Below are 18,577 nucleotides of genomic sequence, written 5' to 3'. Positions count from 1 at the left end.
AAACTCACCAACCACACCAACAACCCCAACCAACCCCCACCCTTCTAACCCCCAACACAAAAACCACCGTGCCAACACCCACAGGCACGGTGATTCACGCTGCCAAAAACTAAGCCGACTACACCAGGCAGTACAACACCCCAGCCTGCAATGGGTACACAAGTTCCTGCGCGTGCCGGTGAGCAGACTTGGGGAAGGCTTCAGCGTGGAGCTGGCCTCAATGAGAGCAAATACCGTGAAGATCAGGAGAGACTCGCAAGGGACTGGCAGATAAGGGGATCCCCGAGCCTCACAGATTGAGAAACTGACAAGAGTCCAATCCAAGGCATAAAAAAGTGTCCCCGACAGGATTCGAACCTGCGACCTTTGGTACCGGAAACCAATGCTCTAATCCACTGAGCTACGGAGACGCATTCCCTAAGAGAAAGCGGGGCCCAAAAGGGACTCACTTGCTGCCTAGGCAACGCTGGGTAGTCTACCACCACCACCGCGCTGTGCAATAACGACACAGGTCGTCGAACTTTGCTATCTTGGTGCCAGCAAAAAGCTTCCCTAGCAAAAGTGTTGTGCATATGAGGTTCTTGATCCGCGCGTTGGTTGCGTTGACGATCATCGGCGAAATCACCTTCGTGGTGCTGGTCAGCACAAACCCGGAGCTACCTCGGCTGCTCGGCCTGGTGGCATTGATCCCGCTGGCTGTAGCCATTGCAATCATGGCGTTTCTGCTGATCAGCAAGGCCCGTGCCAGCAGCTGGGCGCAGGCGGTGCGCGAGACATCCACGGAATTGGGGGTTCCGAGGGTAGCGCTAAGGATCTGGGGAACCGAGATTGCCTATATGCATTCGCTCCTGCGCCGGCGACCCAAGGGGGATGACTACTTCGGGGCGCATTCGCCGCTGACCCCGGTGGTGTGGATCTTCGGGTTCTTATCCATCGTGGAAGCAGTCCTGGTGCATATGTTGGTGCCGATTGTGTGGCTGCGCTGGGTCATTTTGATCCTGAGCGTCTATGCAATGTTGGTATTTATCGGGTTCTACCGCTCTTTGAGCACCAACCCACACCGCATTCGCGCCAACATCGTGGATATCAATAGCGGCGTGCGCTGCCGAATCCATACGACGGCAGAAAATATTGCGCACGCGGGACGCTGCATGCCAGGGGAGGGCGGCTCGGTGGCCTTAAAGGAGGACACACTGCGCATCCCGGTGCTCAGCCAGGTAAATACCGTGGTCGAATTTAAAGAGGAGGTCCGCATCGACGATATGGTGCTCGGCACACCGATGATCAAGAAGGTGGAGTTCTACGTCGATGACCGCGGTGCGTTTTTAAAACAACTAGGTGCCTAAGGCGCAGCAAAGCCCACAGCATACGGCTGTGGGCTTTGGATCTGCTTAGTGCACGATGATGACGATGAGGTCGCGGGGACCGTGCACACCTTCGACGCGGCTGAGCTCGATATCGGAGGTGGCGGAGGGACCGGACACCATGGTGGTGGGGGTGTAGGGATCCAGCCGAGAGATCATGGCCGGGACACCATAGACCACCGTGTCGGGACGCACGATACAGACGTGGCGGTCCGGGACCAGGGTCAGCGCGCGGCGCCCATTGCTGGGGATTGCCTGCAGGCAAATAGTGCCGGTCTGCGCGGAGGAGACCACGGAATCAGTGACCACCGCGTCAACCGAGTTCAAGTCACGAGGATTGGAAAGACGATCATCCGGGGTGGCCTCACCATTGAACTCCGCAAATAACGCGGCATCGAGGCCCTCGGCATAACGCACTGTGCGGCATTCGCGCTGGTGCAAGATCTCGGCAATGGTTTTGGCGAGATCAGCCTCGGAAGTTTCCTTCACATCGGCCTTGTAGTCGACCAGGCGGTCAATGAGGATCTCACGCAATTCCTCAACGCTATGCTGCGGATCTTCGCGGTTGTATTCGCGAATAACCGGGTAGCCGCTGGTGTCGATCTTGGCCAGCTTCTGGGCATTGCGGACGCGCTTGAGGATTTCTTTCTTCGCAGCCGCATTATCCGGGGAAGCCGCAGTATTAGCGGTTTTCACCTTCGGGAAATTCTGTTTCATTGTCATTTGTCCTTACGCAGCCCTTCTTTACGGGCCTGAGCGAGGAGCTCTTGGGCCTCTTCGCTGTCGAACCACTGGCGGAAACTCTTCTTCGGCGGGACAGCGGTATCGCGGACATCAGTCCAACCAGCAAGGAAGCTGGGCAGGTGCGTGATCTTGCCATTGAAACCGCCAAGCACGCGGCCCAGGGCAACCATGCGCATCACTGCATTCCACAGCTTCGGCTTGCCCATCAGCAGGCCAGCGGAATCCAGCAGCGCACCTTCGATCTTGGGCTTATGGTGCTTGACCTTTTGGTGGCGCATTTCCAAAAGCACGTCGGTGATCGGGATTTTCACCGGGCAGACCTCATCGCAACGCCCACACAAACTAGAGGCATAGGGCAGGGAAGCATTCGGGTCCGAAGCCGAATCCATGCCGGTGAGCTGCGGGGAGAGGATGGCACCAATGGGGCCGGGGTAGGTGGAGCCATAGGCGTGACCACCAGCGCGCTCATAGACCGGGCAGACATTCAGGCAGGCTGAGCAACGAATGCACTTCAAGGCTTCGCGGCCAATTTCGCTGGATAGTACAGCGGTACGGCCATTATCCAGCAGCACAATATGGAAATTCTGGGGGCCATCATGTTCGGTGACACCAGACCACAAGGAGGTATAGGGGTTCATGCGCTCGCCGGTGGAAGAACGCGGTAGCAGCTGCAAGAACACCTCCAGATCCTGGAAGCTGGGCAGAAGCTTTTCAATACCCATCACCGAGATCAAGGTTTCCGGAAGGGTCAGGCACATACGGCCATTACCTTCAGATTCCACAATGGCCACGGTGCCAGTTTCTGCGACACCGAAGTTAGCGCCCGAAATGGCGCACTTCGCGCGCATGAATTGCTCGCGTAAGAAGAGGCGCGAAGCTTCCGCTAATTCCGCGGGCTCGGTGGATAAAGAATCATCCGTAGAAGGCATCTCCGCGACGAAAATATCGCGAATCTCAGCACGATTGCGGTGAATCGCCGGCACCAGAATATGGGAAGGGCGGTCATGGCCGAGCTGCACAATCAGCTCAGCAAGGTCCGTTTCCCGCGCGGAAATCCCGGCATCGCGGAGCTGCTCATTAAGCGCAATCTCCTGGGTCGCCATGGACTTAATTTTGACGACGTTGGTCTCCCCGGTTTCTTGAACCAAGCGGGTGACAATCTCGCCGGCTTCCTTGGAATCCCGGGCCCAGTGCACATGGCCGCCACGGGCGGTCACTGCGGCTTCAAACTGCTCCAACAATTCCGGCATACGGGCAGCAACATCACGCTTAATGCCGGAACCGGCTTCGCGGAGTGCTTGCCAGTCATCGACTTCATCGACAACATGGGCGCGCTTTTCGCGAATGGTGGTGGTGGCGTTTTGGAGATTACGCCTTTGGGTGGCGTTATAGAGGTCCTTGTGGGCGGCCTTAACGAAGCCGATCTCACCACGCAGGTGGCCGGGTTCGTGCGGGGCACGAGGGGGCATGGTCGGGGTGTTTAAGCGGATGCTCACAGCATGACCTCACGAGAATAAGCAGCCGAGGTGGGAGTCCACGGGTGTTCCTTGGTGGACGCCAGAATCTCAGCAATGTGGATAGCGCGGATGCCATTGTGTTGACGCGACATGGCACCAGCAATATTCATTAAGCAAGAAGAATCCCCCGCGGTGACATACTCCGCACCGGTTTCCTTCACATGGCGCACCTTGTCAGCCACCATCGCAGCGGAAACCTCAGCGTTCTTCACCGAGAAGGTGCCACCGAAACCACAGCACTCTTCAGCATGTGGGAGATCCACCAAGTCCAGGCCCTCAACATTGCGCAGCAACTCATAGGGGCGATCGCCGAGCTTGATGAAGCGCAGCGAGTGGCAGGAGGAGTGATAGGTCACGCGGTGCGGGAAGAAAGCACCAAGATCGGTGACCTGGGCGATATCAACCAGGAACTCCGAAAGATCATAGGTCTTATTCGCCGCGCGTGCAGCGCCATCAACTAAAGCGGCATTGCCATAGCGTCGCGCAATGCGCTCATGCTGTTCGCGGACCGCGCCAGTGCAGGAACCAGATGGGGCAACCACATAATCAATGGAAGGGTCCGCAAATGCATCCGCATAAGCGCGGATAATCGGCACGGCCTCTTCTTGGTAGCCGGTATTGATGTGCATCTGGCCGCAGCATGTCTGTCCCTCGGGGTAGACGACCTCGTAGCCAAGGCGCGAAAGAATCAAGGCGCTTGCTTTATGGGCGTCGGGGAAGAGTGCGTCGCCGATGCAGGTGGAAAAGAGTGCAACGCGCACGAGGTTCTCCTGAATGATCGGGGGCTGGAGCCGCTGTGTTATCCCGCGGGGGTGTCCTGGGGTGAGTCACACAGCCAGCTTTCATATGCCCCTTACCTTACGCCTAGGCCCTGCTTTTTTGAACTGGACTTAGGGTGCCCTACCTGCGTTTTTAAAGACATAACCATGTGTCTTAAATCAGGGTTATAGGGGTTGATGAGGGGCTTATCCGGCGCTGACCTTAGGTGACCGTCGACACTAAGGTCCGCGTGTGGTCAGACCGCAGTCTCCCAAGGGTAACCTAAAGAATGGCCCCCAAGCGGGGGTATCGAGGGTGCTGGTGTGAGCAGTGCCGCTTTTAGTAGCGAAGAGTCGGTGGCATCACGCAGCCTTATCCGCCCGCTTGGTCCCCAACGCCGGTGTATTAGAATCCCTGCCCATGACCCCCGCAGATCTCGCAACGCTCATCCGTGGCACCGCCGCCACCGTTTTATCCCAACACGACCTCGACAGCAGCGTCCTCCCAGAAACGGTAGTGGTGGAACGACCCCGCAACCCCGAGCATGGCGACTATGCAACCAACCTTGCCCTCCAGGTAGCTAAAAAGGTGGGCACCAACCCCCGTGAATTAGCCACTTGGCTAGCTGAAGCCTTGGGTGCGGATGAAGCTATTGATTCTGCCGAGGTCGCCGGCCCCGGCTTCCTTAATATCCGGCTCGCCGCTGCCGCCCAAGGCGGCATTGTCTCCAATATTTTGGACCAAGCCGAATGCTATGGCGCCAACAAAGAATATGTCGGCAAACGCATCAACCTTGAGTTCGTCTCCGCCAACCCCACCGGGCCTATTCACCTCGGTGGTACCCGCTGGGCAGCCGTGGGCGATGCCCTAGGCCGCATCCTTAAATTCAGTGGCGCTGCGGTTACCCGCGAATACTATTTCAATGATCACGGCACCCAGATCGACCGCTTCGTCAACTCCCTACTAGCCGCGGCCCGCAAGCAGCCCACCCCTGAAGATGGCTATGGTGGCGCCTATATTCAGGACATCGCCACCAAGGTGCTCGAACGCGAACCGCAGGTCCTTGAGCTGAGCGATGAAGCAGAGATCCGCGAGACCTTCCGCCGCATCGGCGTGGACCTCATGTTCACGCATATTAAGGAATCCCTCCACGAATTCGGCACCGACTTCGATGTCTACTTCCACGAGAATTCCCTCTTTGAATCCGGAGCCGTGGAGCGCGCTGTGGACACCCTCAAAAACAATGGCAACCTCTATGAAGCCGATGGCGCCTGGTGGCTGAAGTCCACCAACTTCGGGGATGATAAGGACCGTGTCGTCATCAAGTCCGATGGCCACGCCGCCTATATCGCTGGGGACATCGCCTACCTGGTGGATAAATTTGAACGCGGCCATGACCTCTGCATCTACATGCTGGGTGCGGATCACCACGGCTATATCGCCCGCCTCAAAGCCGCCGCCGCAGCGCTGGGTTACGACCCCGAAGCCGTGGAAGTCCTCATCGGTCAAATGGTCAACCTGGTCCGTGATGGCCAAGCCGTGCGCATGTCCAAGCGTGCCGGCACCATCATCACCCTTGATGACTTAGTAGAAGCTATTGGGGTCGATGGCGCCCGCTACGCGCTGATCCGCTCCTCCGCGGATTCCTCCCTGGATATTGATCTCGGTCTGTGGGCCAGCCAATCCAGCGATAACCCGGTCTACTACGTGCAATACGGTCACGCGCGCCTGTGCTCCATCGCCCGCAAGGCAGCCGAGTTCGGGGTGAGCATCGAGAATGCTGACCTCGCGCTGCTTACCCATGACCGCGAAGGTGATCTCATCCGCACCCTCGGCGAGTTCCCCGCCGTGGTGAAAGCCGCCGCCACCTTGCGCGAACCTCACCGCGTGGCCCGCTACGCCGAGGGGCTTGCCGGTACTTTCCACCGCTTCTACGATTCCTGCCAGATTCTGCCCAAACAGGGTGAGGACACCACCGCGCTGCATAGCGCCCGCCTGGCCCTTGCCACTGCCACCCGCCAAACCCTCGCCAACGCGCTTGGGCTGCTTGGCGTTCACGCCCCGGAACGGATGTAAATGCGCCCTCCCGCAGCCCATGCCGCTGATAACACCGTCGCCGATATCGCAGCCTCTGGCTGGCCAGCGATCGATGCCTCCACCGCGGACTTCAACGATCTGCCCACGCATGTCTGGCCCCGCAACGCCAAGCGCGAAGAAGACGGGGTAGTCACCATCGCCGGAGTCCCACTCCCGGAGATCGCCGAAGAATATGGCACCCCCGTCTTCGTGGTCGACGAGGATGACTTCCGCACCCGCTGCCGCGATATGGCCCGTGCCTTCGGCGGTGCACACCATGTGCACTATGCCTCCAAAGCTTTCCTCACCCGCACCATTGCGCGCTGGGTAGATGAAGAAGGCCTCGCCATGGATGTCGCCTCCTTAAATGAGCTGCGCATCACCCTCGCCGCAGATTTCCCCGCAGAGCGCATCACCGTGCACGGCAATAATAAAACCGAATTGTTCCTCCGCACCTGCGTTCGCAGCAGGGTAGGGCATGTGGTGCTCGATTCCCACCAGGAACTCGAAGCACTCAACCGCATCGCCGGGGAAGAAGGCTGCACCCAAGCGGTGATGGTGCGCGTGAAACCTGGAGTGGAGGCGCACACCCACGAGTTCATCGCCACCAGCCACGAGGACCAAAAATTCGGTTTCTCGCTTGCCTCCGGTTCCGCTTTTAAGGCCGTTACCAGCGCCATTGCTGCTGAAAACCTGCAGCTGGTGGGCCTGCACTGCCACGTCGGCTCCCAGGTTTTCGACGCCCACGGCTTCTCCCTCGCCGCGGAGCGCGTTCTTAGTCTCTACGCCCGCGTGCACCGCGAGCTCGGCGTGCAGCTCCCGGAACTCGATCTCGGCGGCGGCTATGGCATCGCCTATGTCGAACAAGAACGAGCCCTTAATGTGGATGCGGTAGCCCAGGACCTGCTCAGCGCCGTGGAGCGCGCCGCCAATGAACTCGGGATCCCCGCCCCCTCGGTGCTGGTGGAACCCGGCCGCGCCATTGCCGGCCCCGGTACCGTCACTGTCTACGAGGTCGGCACCGTCAAAGATGTCACCGTCGGCGAAGGCCGCTCCCGCCGCTACCTCGCCGTGGACGGCGGAATGTCGGATAATATTCGCCCCGCGCTCTATAACGCGCTCTACGATGGCCGCATTGTCAATCGTTTCACCGAGGGCACTCCCGTGGACACCCGCGTGGTCGGTTCGCACTGCGAATCCGGCGATATCCTCGTCCGTGACGCCGAGTACCCCGACGATATTGCGGTCGGCGATCTGCTCACCCTCGCCGCCACCGGCGCCTACTGTTATTCCATGTCAAGTCGTTATAACGCCGCCACCCGCCCCGCGGTCGTCAGCGTCCGCGGTGGCCAAACTCGCCTCATGTTGCGGCGCGAAACCCTGGAAGATCTCTTCGCTCTCGAAGCTGACTAAGAGGGCTTTATTCGAGATCGGGGGCACCAGGGCGGCAGTACTGCTGGCGGGTAGCAGGCGGCCCCCGCATGCCACGCCTGTATAGTTAATAGGCCTTCACATTCAAAACCCTTGCAGGAGCACCATGAGCCAGACACCAAGCACCACCGCAAACCGCACCGTAGGTATCGCCATTTTGGGACTCGGTACCGTCGGCAGCGAAGTGCTTCGACTCATCGGCGTCCAAGCAGATGCCCTCGCACACCGCATCGGTGGTGGCATCGAAATCAAAGGCGTCGCCGTATCTGATGCCTCCCGCCCCCGCGAAGGTGTGGACCCCGCGCTGCTCACCGAAGATGCCATGAGCCTGATCAACCGCGATGATGTGGAAATCGTCGTTGAGGTCATCGGCGGTATTGATTACCCCCGCGAACTCGTGCTCGCCGCACTGCGCGCCGGCAAGTCCGTGGTTACCGCCAACAAGGCACTTGTTGCTGCGCATGCCGATGAGCTCTCCGCCGCCGCTGATGAAGCCGGCGTAGACCTCTACTTCGAAGCCGCTGTTGCCGCCGCCATCCCCGTGGTCGGCATGCTGCGCCGTTCCCTTGCCGGTGACCAAATCCAGTCCATTGCTGGCATCGTCAACGGCACCACCAACTACATTCTCGACGCCATGGACACCACTGGTGCCGACTATGAAGAAATGCTCGCGGAAGCCATGGAACTGGGCTACGCCGAAGCTGACCCTACTGCGGACGTGGAAGGCCACGACGCCGCTTCCAAGGCCGCCATCCTCGCTTCCCTGGGCTTCCATACCCGCGTGAAGTACGACGATGTCTACTGCGAAGGCATCTCCAAGATCACCGCGGATGATATTAAGGCTGCCCGCACCGCCGGCTACGCCATCAAACTGCTGGCCATCTGCGAAAAACTTCAAGGCGAAGACGGCCGCGACTATGTTTCCGCCCGCGTGCACCCCGCACTGGTTCCCCGTGAACACCCGCTAGCCAGCGTCAGCAAGTCCTATAACGCCATCTTCGTAGAAGCCGAAGCCGCCGGATCGCTCATGTTCTACGGCAATGGCGCTGGTGGCGCACCCACTGCTTCCGCTGTGCTCGGCGATATCGTCGGTGCTGCCCGCAACAAGGTTCATGGTGGCCGCGCACCAGGGGACTCCACCTACGCCAACCTCCCGGTCGCTGACTTCGGGCAGGTGCTTACCCGCTACCACATCGACATGCAGGTCTGCGACCGCACTGGTGTGCTCGCGGATCTGGCCAAGATCTTCGCCGAAAATAATATTTCCATGCGCGCAGTTCGCCAGGAAAAGTCCGGTGACAACGCCCGCCTGATCGTGGTTACCCACACCGCACGAGAAAAGAACCTCGCTGCCACCGTGGAGCAACTGCGCAAGTGCGATGCCGTTAAGAAGGTCACCAGCGTCATCCGCCTGGAGAACGAAGACGTATGAGCACCGAACTAAAGGTCGGCACCGCCGTTACCGTCACTGTTCCCGCCAGTACCGCTAACCTCGGCCCTGGCTTCGACTGCCTCGGACTAGCCCTCGGGCTCTACGACATTGTTGAAGTAGAAGTCATCGACAAGGGCCTGGTCGTGGAGGTCATCGGGGAAGGCGAAGATGAACTTCCTCGCGATGGCTCGCACCTAGTTGTCAAAGCGATTCGCTCCGGCCTCCTCGCCGCTGATGTCAGCGCGCCGGGCCTAAAAGTGGTGTGCCATAACTCCATCCCGCAATCTCGTGGGCTGGGTTCCTCCGCAGCTGCCGCAGTGGCTGGGGTAGCAGCAGCCAATGGTCTTGCCGGATCACCGCTGACCACCGAACAGGTGGTGCAGCTAGCTAGTGCTTTTGAAGGGCACCCGGATAATGCCGCAGCCAGCGTGATGGGCTCAGCAGTGGTCTCCTGGACGGAAGTTCCGGTTGATGACCGCAGTCAGCCCAGCTACAAGGCCGTGACCGTACCGGTGCATGAAAGCATCCGCGCTACCGCTATTGTGCCGAGCTTCCACGCTTCCACGCGGGCAGTGCGTCGCGTGCTTCCTAGCCACGTCACCCACGAGGACGCCCGCTTTAATGTGTCGCGTACCGCCGTGATGACCGTTGCCCTCCAACAGCACCCAGAACTGCTTTGGGAAGGCACCCGCGATCGCTTGCATCAGCCTTATCGCGCCGATGTGCTGCCGGTTACCGCCGAGTGGGTTAACCGCTTGCGTAACCGCGGTTATGCCGCTTTCCTCTCCGGGGCTGGCCCCACCTGCCTGGTGCTGTCCACCGAGGCGATTGAAGAATCCATCCTTCAAGAAGCCCGCGATGCTGGGCTGCAGGTAATGGAATTGCCCATCGCTGGGCCAGTGAAAGTCGAAGCCGGCGCCAGCAGCCACTAAAGCAAAGAATTTAAGGCCCCAAGGGGGGCCTTAAATTCTTTATGCCGAATGTTTATGCGCGGCGACGGGTCGCATAAGCAAAGACACCTGCACCGGCGATGGTCAGCAGAGCTGCTACTGCCAAGACCTGGTTATTTTCAGCACCGGTATTGGCCAGCTTGCCGGTACGCGGAGCCGGCTGAGGCTTCACGGCCGGATCTGCTTCCGGGTCTACTGCTGGGTCTTCGGCTGGGGCGGGCGCTTGAGCTGAGGCATCAGAGCTACCGCTACTACCCAAAGCAGCGCTACCAAGGATCAGGCCCGGAAGGATCACAGAGCCTAGACCGGCAGAATCCGGAGTAGGTTCTTCGACCACAAACTCATACTCAGCGGCGAAGCCATAATATGCCTCACCCGGTAGCGGGTATTCCACAGAATGAGTACCGTCACCATAGGTAGTAATCACCCGTCCGGGAACCGTGAAAGTACCACCCTTGGCGAGTACCTCCTCGTCGATAGCCGTCTCATCCCAAATGATCTTTTGGGCCTTCGGGCCGATCGCATCTTGCTCGTAGCACTCATTTTCTGCGTGCTGCTTGCCGTAGTAGATCGTGGCCTCTGGCTTTTCTGCCAGCAAGGCCTTAATCGTGTCGACCGAGGTGCCCACCGGCACAACCTTCTTCAATTCCTCTTGGTCATAGGCGATGGCCCGGTAGAGGCGCAGATCCAGCCTGAAAACATCGCCTTCAGAGGCATGTCCGGGTTCAGTGATGGTCACGCGCGGAGAAGCGGCGACATCCTCGCCATAGGCCTCCGAACCAACTAAGTGGGTCGGGAAATTGTCCCACACGTGAGCTTCAACGTTGACTGCGAGATTCTGCACACTGCCATCGCTCATCTTGAAGTCGAGACTAGTCGGAGCTGGTGGCATCCCGAGGGAGATTCCCAAGCCGCAGAAGGGTGCAACCTGCGGTTGCGCGATATCGGGTTGCGACAGGATGCCCACCGCAGTGACCGGTTCTTGGGCGAGAGCATGGGGAGCGCCACCGAGTGCCAATCCAGCAGCCGCAACACTTGCGGCTGCTTTCTTCAACAAGAACTTCATAGGGGATACCTTTCTCTTAGGAGGCACTTACTTATAGATGTTAACCGACAATAATGGTTGACACAATTAAAAACGCGCTGGTCATCTCGTTTTTATTAGGTTGAAAACGGATTAACTGCCTAGGCAAACAAAAATTAAGGCCCGAGGGTTTCCTCGGGCCTTAACTATGGAGCGCTATTAGTGCTTATGCACGCCGGCGAGTAGCAAACGCGAAGACGTTAACACCGACGATGCTGAGCAAGGCGGCGGCAAGGACCTGATTGCTTTCCGCACCGGTATTCGCCGGCACGGCGGTGCGCTTAGCTTCCTGCTGCGGTGCCACACCCTTGGTAGATGCGGTGTCAGCATTCGCAGCCTGATCGGCCTTCACATCGGCGTTCAGGGCTGCGGGGCCGAGAGCTACCGGTGACCGCAGAATGCAATAGCGCAAGGGCATCCAGACCCGGCAGGATCGCGGAACCAACACCCGGAGTTGGGGTGGGAGTCGGGTCAGCTTTCTCGGAGATGGTGATATAGGCGGTAGCGCGATTATTCACACCGTTAACTGCACCCTTGAGGACAAGAGGTTCTCCCTCTGAGGTTGGTGCTTCGTAGGCTTCTGGCTTCAGCGTGTCCCAGGTCACCGGGGCCATCTTGGAGGATCCGTTATCGCACACAACCAGCACTTCATCCGGCAGGGAGGGGGCTACACCAACGGTGGTAGTTAGGTGGACAGGCGCAGGTTCAGTGAAGATCACATCCTCGACTTCAGTGCGCATGTGCAATTCGCGGTTGTGCTCGGGCTTAGGCGCCACAGTGTCAGCTGTACAGGTGGTGCCTCGGGGGCCGTGGGTGGTGAATGCCTCCGGATAGTCCTCTGGGGCTCGTCGCGTGATTTGACCCTCTTCTACGTCGCCCAGGACTGTGGGCACTTTCCAGGTTTCCGGAACCGGGTTGAAGTTTCCGTCATAAACGTACGGAATGAATAACTCAACGATGGGTACGCCCGCTTCAAACTGGAGGGGAACTTCTGGGTCGCTTGGATCCCCTTGCTGCGTTTCAATGGGGCTTGATTCCATTGGGATGCTGTGGTCGCCAACCCGCATGAACTGGATAGCCTTCAGGAATCGAGAAAGCCGAAATATTTTCGGCCGGAGCGATAGCGCAGAGAACGGGGTCCGACACCGCATATGCCACTGCCGGAACTAGGTCCAAGGTCAGGCCTACGCTGGCGCACAACGCAATGAGACGATCCGATTTCAAGAAGTACACACCTTCATTCTTTTCGGAACGAAATAGAGCAAGATAAATCGCAACAGTTCGAGTTGTCCCCACGAGGCAATCTAGTTGGTAGATAGGGGCAACAAGTGTGGAGCGGAGGGGTTGATTCGTTACTCCTTAATGAAACTGCATGTAAAGAGGCTTTTCTCGCGCAATTTAGCTGCACCTTATGATGCTATGAAAAATCTCACACGACTGTTTGCCACCCCTGAAATGGATTTAAGGTAATCCCATTGAGCTATTTCAGGGCAGCCTGGTGCTGAGGATAGATGGCGATATTGGTTGCCTTAATGAGGCATTCGACAGTCATTGCTGGTTCTAAGCGCATATCAACAGCGGACCTATGGGTTAAGGGCACTCGGATCAACTCGCCACCTTCTAGCTCCAAGGTAATCAGGCTATGACCGACCTGTCCGCTGCCATCAATATCTAGAATCTGGGCTGGGAGAATATTGCGCGCTGAAACTCGGTAGCTCTCGTTTGTTGATGTGCTCGTAGGTATACGCAGAGTCACATCATGGTGATCGAACACCGCAAGAGCGGGACCACCCTTGGACAGTGCTCCTGCCGGAAGATCCTCGGCCATAAAACCATCCAGGTGGTGTGTCCCCACATTCAAAGTGACTAGACCATCGTCTATTCCGCTCACTTTTCCGGCGAGCCGGTTCACGCCGGCAAGCTGCGCGAGGAAACTTGTCGGAGGTCGCTGTAGAAGTTCATCGGTAGGGCCTTGGGTAACCGTACGGCCAGCTTCAACTACCACCAGCTGGTTTGATAGCCCAGCAACATCGATGATGTCGTGGGTCACCAAAATGATCGTGCGCTCCCCACTGGCAGCGCGAAGTAGGCGCCGCCAACGTGACGCGGAGGCAACATCGATTGCCGCGAGTGGCTCATCTAAAATCAACACACTAGGCCGGGCTCCTAGTGCACGCACTAGCGCAACCTGTGCGGCCTGTCCGCCAGAAAGATCTGTCACCGGCACATCAGCAAGGTCTTTTAGGCCAGCGGCTTCCAAAAGCTTCGCGCTGAGATCTTTATCCCGGGTAGCCATAGTGACCGCACCAAGCGCCGTAGTGGTGCGCGGTAGTCCGGGTTTTTGGGTCAATAACACCACGCCGCGATCCCGCGCTGGGATATAAGTGCCTTCTCCATCAACTACCCGATCCCCGATTTTCACGTTCATGCCGCGCAATCGCCCAGCGATCATGCTGCTCAGAGTCGTTTTGCCGGCACCATTAGGACCGACAATCGCGGTAGTTGTGCCTGCCGGAAAGTAGGTGTCTTCGCTACTTTCACCGAAACGCACCCGCACATCCAGCGCGCCGCTTTGAGGAGCACTAAGTTCGCGCAACCTCTCCGCATCGAAATCTCCAACGCTGCGTGCCGCCTCCCGTGGCCGACGACGGAGCAAAATTGGCAGTGATGCCACGGCCAGGACAATGAAGGCCAAAATAATAAGCATGGCAGCCAGGACATAAGCGCGGTCCGGATCAATCTCGCGTTCAAGATAAATACCTAGCGGCATCGTCCGGGTAACTCCGGGCAGTGACCCAGCAAAGGTCAAAGTGGTGCCAAACTCACCAAGGGAACGTGCGAAAGCTAAACCAGCGCCAGTGGCAATTGCTGAAGCAATCGCAGGTATGGTGATCTTCCATAAGATTGCGCGGTTGCTCATGCCGACACCGCTGGCCGAAGCTTTCACTTCTTCATCGATCTGACGAAGTGCCGAATCCACCGAGACCACAACAAACGGCAGCGCAATAAAAATATGCGACACAACCACACCTGGGAAAGCAAAGGCGAAGCGCAAACCTAAGGCCTCCAGCAGTGGGGCAGTCAGGCCACGGTTGCCAATAGCCGCACTCAAAGCCAAACCAGCCACCACCGGTGGCATGGCAAGCGGCAGCAGGACGAAGAGGCGCACGAACTCGCCGCCACGTTGCAGGCTGCTCAACCAGGCAGCTAAAGGAACGCCTAGTAATAGGGTGCACACTGTCGCCCAAGCAGCTGAGCTCAGGGAAATAATGAGCAGATCCTTGGTGGCGTCTTGGCTTAGCACCTCGGTGAATCTATCCCAGGGCACGCGGATAGCCAGGGCAATAAGTGGGCCAATAATGACGGTTAAGGCAATGAGGCTCACCAGAATAATGGTGGTGGGTACTCCAGTGGTGACCCGGCGAAATGGCTTGCTCATAATGTGTTTCTGCTGTTTTCTATTGCTCATTAAAAGGAGTGGTGGGGCTTAGCCTAAGCGAAAGGCAGCGTTTCCCGTGCCTTGAACTCGGGAAACACTGCCTCAAGATGTACTTAGTTAGCGGGGGTGAAGCCGCGCTTCTCCCATTCGGTTCGCATGGAATCAGAACGCAGCAGCTTCAGCAGAGCTTCTGCTTCATCCGGATGCGGGGTGTTGGCGGTAACCGCTGCAACCAAGGAGTTCGGCTCTTCTTCAGCGCCGGGGATGTCAATGACCTCGACCTTGTCGCCAGCAGCGGCGGCATCGGTGCGGTAGACCCAGCCTGCATCCGCTTCACCGCTGACAACCTTGCCCAGCACATCAGAAACCGAGTGCTCTAGGGACACGGGCTTAAGCTGCACGCCATTCTTGTCCTGCAGCTTCTTCGACACGGTGCCGCAAGGAACCTGCTCATCGCAGAGCACCAGCTTGGCGTTATCCAAAGACTCATCCAAGCCCTTGATACCAGCCGGATTACCCTTCGGAACCACCATCACTAGGGAGTTGGTGGCCACAACCACCGGTTCCTTAACGGATCCCTGTTCCACAGCGCGATCCATATTGCGTTGGTCAGCGGTGATCAGCAGATCTCCGGGGCTACCATCAGCCAGTTGCTGAACCAGGGTCGAGGATCCGGCATTGACGTATTGCAATTCCAGTGGCTGATCAAGCTTCGCGGCCTGGGCAGAAAGCTCATCATTGAGGACGCGGGTTGATGCGGCACCGAGAACGGTCAGTTCTACTGCCTCAGATTGGTCCTTCGAGGCAGCTGCATCCGAAGCGGCAGTCGAGTCAGTCGTCGAGGTGGAAGGGCTGCAGGCGATCATGCCAAAGCTGAGGGCAGCGCAGCCAAGAAGTACGGTGAAACGCTTTGCGTTCATGGTGTGGGGAAGATTCCTTTCCCATTAAGATAGTACAAATAAAGGTGAGCCATTCTCGCGAATGAACTATTTCGAGCCTAGCTAGTATTTGTATTCTTTGCTGCCGCAAGAGATTAAAAAGTTGTGACAGAACACGTACAAAATGTGTTGGCGAACACTCTTGGAGGTTAAAACTGGCATGTACTATTAGCGGCTTTAGTACGGGTGTACATTTGTGGCGTGGCTGAGAATCGGCGATTTCGCATGAGACCCGTCGATTAATCAAGCAACTTTAGCAAGATTCGTAACACTAAAGCTTTAAAGCCAAGCCAGCTAGCGCAAGACGCTGAGCAGGGGGGAAAGCGGCATATCCCACAACAAAGATCATCTCTATGGACGCTGAATAGCGTCCAAATCTGCCGGAGTATCGACGTCCTGCTCCACGCCCATGGCTGGTACCGGGAGTACCTCTCCCGGCGCGCTGCGCAGCACCGCGCGCACAGATTGATCGCGAACGCTCCCACCGGCGGCTGCGGCGACGGAGCGAATCGCCTGGAGTAAATCAACACGCTTCCACACCGCACAAAGCGGTTGGAGGAAGCCTTCGGAGTCGATCGCGGCAGCAGAAGCCTGCGGGTTCTGGAGAAGCTTTTCGGTTAGCGGCGCTAGCGCTCGCGCTGAATATGGGGCATCCACCGCAATGATTGCCACATAGTCCGCGGAACACAGTTTCATTGCCGCGTCGATACCGGCAACCGGGCCGCCGAGCGGGGGTTCTTCGGAGCAACGCAGCACATTCTCGCCAAGCTCAAGATCTTTTCGTGGAGTTACCACAATTACACTTTTATGAGTAATACTGGCGAGATCGTGTAGTAGATGGTCAATAAAACGCATGCCGTTGAGTTTTAGGCTGGCTTTATCAACCCCGCCCATGCGGCGTCCTTCACCGCCGGCAACGATAATGACATCCATCGGTATTACCAGGCTTATTCGTCTGTGAGAATTTCTTTAAGTTCCGGGAGTTCCCGGGACCAATCTCCACTGCGCCCGCCGGATTTAGCGATAATCCCGCAGCGACGTAGATAAGCCGTGCGGTCGACTCCCTTAACCATGTCCACGATGGCTAGGGCGGCAACGGTGACGGCGGTGAGTGCTTCCATCTCCACGCCGGTACGATCGGCGGTACGAACAGTAGCCTCTAAAGCCACGTGGTCATCTTTAATCTCCACCTCGACAGCGCAGCCGTGCACCCCAATGGTGTGGGCCAGGGGAAGGAGATCCGGAACCTTTTTTGCAGCAGAGATACCTGCAATACGGGCGACTGCTAATACATCGCCCTTGGGTACGCGCCCTTCCTTGAGGGCATCGAGGATCTCCGGGGAGCAGGCCACTTCACCAATCGCGGTGGCATTACGAACGGTGGGGTTCTTGGCGGTGACATCCACCATGTAGGCGCTGCCGGCTTCATTGAGGTGCGTAAAACGAGGGGAGTGAGGCATAACTTCTTTCTAGAATTTCTATTGAGGTAAGCGCAAGAGTCGAACCGGGATGATATCGCCTGCTTCTACCTGCGAAGAACCACTTGCTAAGACCGCTAAAGCACCAACTCCAGATAAGCTGGCGACCCGATGTGAACCGCGCCCACCTGGGGCAAAGGGGCTTACTAAAAGCTGATTACCGACGGTGACATGCAGCGGAACCACTCGTGCCCATCCTTCTCGTGGAGCGGGGATGGGAGCGTCTGCAATGGCGGGGACGGTACCAGCAACATAGGGCTCGGTACTTGGGTTGGCTCCCGAGAGTGCTTCGAGAGCGGGTACGGCGAATAGATACGCGGAGCAAAATGCGGCTACCGGGTTGCCGGGCAAGCATAGTAATTGTGCTTCCGCGGCGCTATCAGGTCCCCGCCACCGTCCGGCACCTTGGGGTTTTCCTGGTTGCATGGCAACCGGGTAGAAGCGGATATCGGCGGTAGAACCCACCATACGGACCACATCATAAGCACCAGCAGATACTCCGCCGGTGGTGATGATCAAATCAACGCGTTGTACTAATTCATCGAGGAGATCACGTAGGTCCTCGGGGCTATCGGCCACATGAAGGACCTCGATGCTGCGGGCATGATCGGCGACGATGGCGGCCACCATCGGACCATTGGAATCTGGTAACTGCCCGGGCTTGGGTGATACTCCTGGGGCAACCAGCTCATCACCAGAGGACACCACGGCGACGCGTGGGCGTGGATACACCGCCACTTCATTAACACCGGTGGAGATCAGTGCGGCTAGAGCGCCGGAATCAAGTCGTGAGCCCTTTTCGCATAAGAGCGTGCCAACCTTGGTGTCATCACCGGTGGCGCGAATATGGGGGCGCTCGGGGTCAAAAGCGCGGATCTCTACCTGCTTGGGAAGCGGTTGTGGGCCGCGGGGTTGATCAGTGTGCTCAACTGGGATGACGCAGAACTCAGCTGGGTTCGCAGGCGCCGGGGCGCCGGTCATAATGCGGTAGGCATGTCCTGCTGCGGGCGCCGGTGCGCTGGGTTCTGAAGCTTCGTTGAGGTAGGCGCCGGCCGGGATATCACCATCAACGACTAAAGAACAGGGCAGTTCGCTGAGATCTGCGCGGCGGCATAAATAACCATCAACCGCTGAGTTAGGGAAGGGCGGTACATTGAGCTTCGCATGAACATCTTCAGCCAAGATTAATCCGCGAGTTGCGGCGTCTTGGATGGGCAGATGAAGCGGTGCTGGTGCGCTGCATTGCCCTAAGATGGAACGTAAATGATCCTCTAAAAGCAGGGGAGTTTCAGTATTTTCTAGGTATTTAGGCATTGCAGGGGAGTCTACCGCTCTTTAGGTGCACAATACTTTAAAGGTGAGCAA

The 18,577-nt window shown here is 57.9% G+C and carries 17 protein-coding genes and 1 tRNA gene; 5 read left to right on the top strand and 13 right to left on the bottom strand.

Annotated features, from left to right (window positions below; translation table 11 throughout):
* Positions 1-336: 336 nt before the first annotated feature.
* Positions 337-410: transfer RNA gene (locus BMZ01_RS05815), tRNA-Arg, on the bottom strand.
* Between the two features lie 162 nt (positions 411-572).
* Between BMZ01_RS05815 and BMZ01_RS05810 the strand changes: the two genes are divergently transcribed.
* The gene (locus BMZ01_RS05810; RefSeq protein WP_092285375.1) at positions 573-1,346 is read left to right on the top strand and encodes a hypothetical protein; all 774 of its coding nucleotides are present in this window, start codon (positions 573-575) and stop codon (positions 1,344-1,346) included.
* A gap of 45 nt (positions 1,347-1,391) precedes the next feature.
* On the opposite strand, the gene BMZ01_RS05805 is transcribed toward BMZ01_RS05810, so the two are convergent.
* From BMZ01_RS05805 to BMZ01_RS05795, 3 genes are read right to left on the bottom strand one after another with little or no spacing between them, the layout of a single operon-like run.
* Positions 1,392-2,081 (bottom strand): LutC/YkgG family protein, encoded by a 690-nt coding sequence (locus BMZ01_RS05805; protein ID WP_092285373.1) that lies wholly within the window; start codon positions 2,079-2,081, stop codon positions 1,392-1,394.
* A gap of 2 nt (positions 2,082-2,083) precedes the next feature.
* Entirely contained in the window at positions 2,084-3,604 is a 1,521-nt protein-coding gene (locus BMZ01_RS05800; RefSeq protein WP_092285371.1) for a lactate utilization protein B, read from the bottom strand.
* On the bottom strand, positions 3,601-4,386 hold the full coding sequence (locus BMZ01_RS05795; protein ID WP_092285369.1) for a (Fe-S)-binding protein: 786 nt from the start codon (positions 4,384-4,386) through the stop codon (positions 3,601-3,603). Before BMZ01_RS05795 ends, BMZ01_RS05800 begins: the two co-directional genes overlap by 4 nt.
* Before the next feature lie 418 nt (positions 4,387-4,804).
* Between BMZ01_RS05795 and argS the strand changes: the two genes are divergently transcribed.
* The 4 genes from argS to thrB all read left to right on the top strand — a co-directional run bounded on the left by argS (position 4,805) and on the right by thrB (position 10,255).
* On the top strand, positions 4,805-6,460 hold the full coding sequence (argS, locus tag BMZ01_RS05790) for an arginine--tRNA ligase (protein WP_092285415.1): 1,656 nt from the start codon (positions 4,805-4,807) through the stop codon (positions 6,458-6,460).
* On the top strand, positions 6,461-7,873 hold the full coding sequence (lysA, locus tag BMZ01_RS05785; RefSeq protein ID WP_092285367.1) for a diaminopimelate decarboxylase: 1,413 nt from the start codon (positions 6,461-6,463) through the stop codon (positions 7,871-7,873).
* A gap of 124 nt (positions 7,874-7,997) precedes the next feature.
* Positions 7,998-9,323 (top strand): homoserine dehydrogenase, encoded by a 1,326-nt coding sequence (locus BMZ01_RS05780; RefSeq protein ID WP_092285365.1) that lies wholly within the window; start codon positions 7,998-8,000, stop codon positions 9,321-9,323.
* On the top strand, positions 9,320-10,255 hold the full coding sequence (thrB, locus tag BMZ01_RS05775; RefSeq protein ID WP_092285363.1) for a homoserine kinase: 936 nt from the start codon (positions 9,320-9,322) through the stop codon (positions 10,253-10,255). Before BMZ01_RS05780 ends, thrB begins: the two co-directional genes overlap by 4 nt.
* Before the next feature lie 52 nt (positions 10,256-10,307).
* Here thrB and BMZ01_RS05770 read toward each other — a convergent pair whose 3' ends face one another.
* The 9 genes from BMZ01_RS05770 to BMZ01_RS05735 form a co-directional block, all read right to left on the bottom strand.
* Positions 10,308-11,339 carry an LPXTG cell wall anchor domain-containing protein gene (locus BMZ01_RS05770; protein WP_092285362.1) on the bottom strand — a complete coding sequence of 344 codons (1,032 nt, stop codon included), beginning with the start codon at positions 11,337-11,339 and terminating at the stop codon, positions 10,308-10,310.
* Between the two features lie 184 nt (positions 11,340-11,523).
* Positions 11,524-11,661, bottom strand: a complete 138-nt coding sequence (locus BMZ01_RS11160; protein WP_177180080.1) for a hypothetical protein — start codon at positions 11,659-11,661, stop codon at positions 11,524-11,526.
* 19 nt (positions 11,662-11,680) lie between these two features.
* Entirely contained in the window at positions 11,681-12,397 is a 717-nt protein-coding gene (locus BMZ01_RS05760) for an Ig-like domain-containing protein (protein WP_177180079.1), read from the bottom strand.
* A complete protein-coding gene (locus BMZ01_RS11155; protein WP_177180078.1) occupies positions 12,378-12,581 on the bottom strand; it encodes a hypothetical protein in 204 nt (67 codons plus the stop codon). The genes BMZ01_RS05760 and BMZ01_RS11155 overlap by 20 nt, the downstream gene beginning before the upstream one ends.
* 256 nt (positions 12,582-12,837) lie before the next feature.
* Positions 12,838-14,796, bottom strand: a complete 1,959-nt coding sequence (locus tag BMZ01_RS05755; protein WP_092285356.1) for an ATP-binding cassette domain-containing protein — start codon at positions 14,794-14,796, stop codon at positions 12,838-12,840.
* Between the two features lie 113 nt (positions 14,797-14,909).
* Positions 14,910-15,716: a molybdate ABC transporter substrate-binding protein gene (modA, locus tag BMZ01_RS05750; RefSeq protein WP_092285354.1), complete on the bottom strand. Its 807-nt coding sequence runs from the start codon at positions 15,714-15,716 to the stop codon at positions 14,910-14,912.
* A gap of 369 nt (positions 15,717-16,085) precedes the next feature.
* Entirely contained in the window at positions 16,086-16,667 is a 582-nt protein-coding gene (gene mobA, locus BMZ01_RS05745; protein ID WP_092285352.1) for a molybdenum cofactor guanylyltransferase, read from the bottom strand.
* A gap of 14 nt (positions 16,668-16,681) precedes the next feature.
* Positions 16,682-17,194 carry a cyclic pyranopterin monophosphate synthase MoaC gene (gene moaC, locus BMZ01_RS05740; RefSeq protein ID WP_092285350.1) on the bottom strand — a complete coding sequence of 171 codons (513 nt, stop codon included), beginning with the start codon at positions 17,192-17,194 and terminating at the stop codon, positions 16,682-16,684.
* 18 nt (positions 17,195-17,212) lie between these two features.
* Positions 17,213-18,526, bottom strand: a complete 1,314-nt coding sequence (locus BMZ01_RS05735) for a molybdopterin molybdotransferase MoeA (RefSeq protein WP_092285348.1) — start codon at positions 18,524-18,526, stop codon at positions 17,213-17,215.
* Between the last annotated feature and the right edge of the window lie 51 nt (positions 18,527-18,577).

The sequence above is a fragment of the Corynebacterium spheniscorum genome (assembly GCF_900113445.1).
GTDB classification, from domain to species: Bacteria; Actinomycetota; Actinomycetes; order Mycobacteriales; family Mycobacteriaceae; genus Corynebacterium; species Corynebacterium spheniscorum.
The sequence above is the reverse complement of the archived record's forward strand: the minus strand, read 5'-3'. Positions and strand labels throughout refer to the sequence as shown.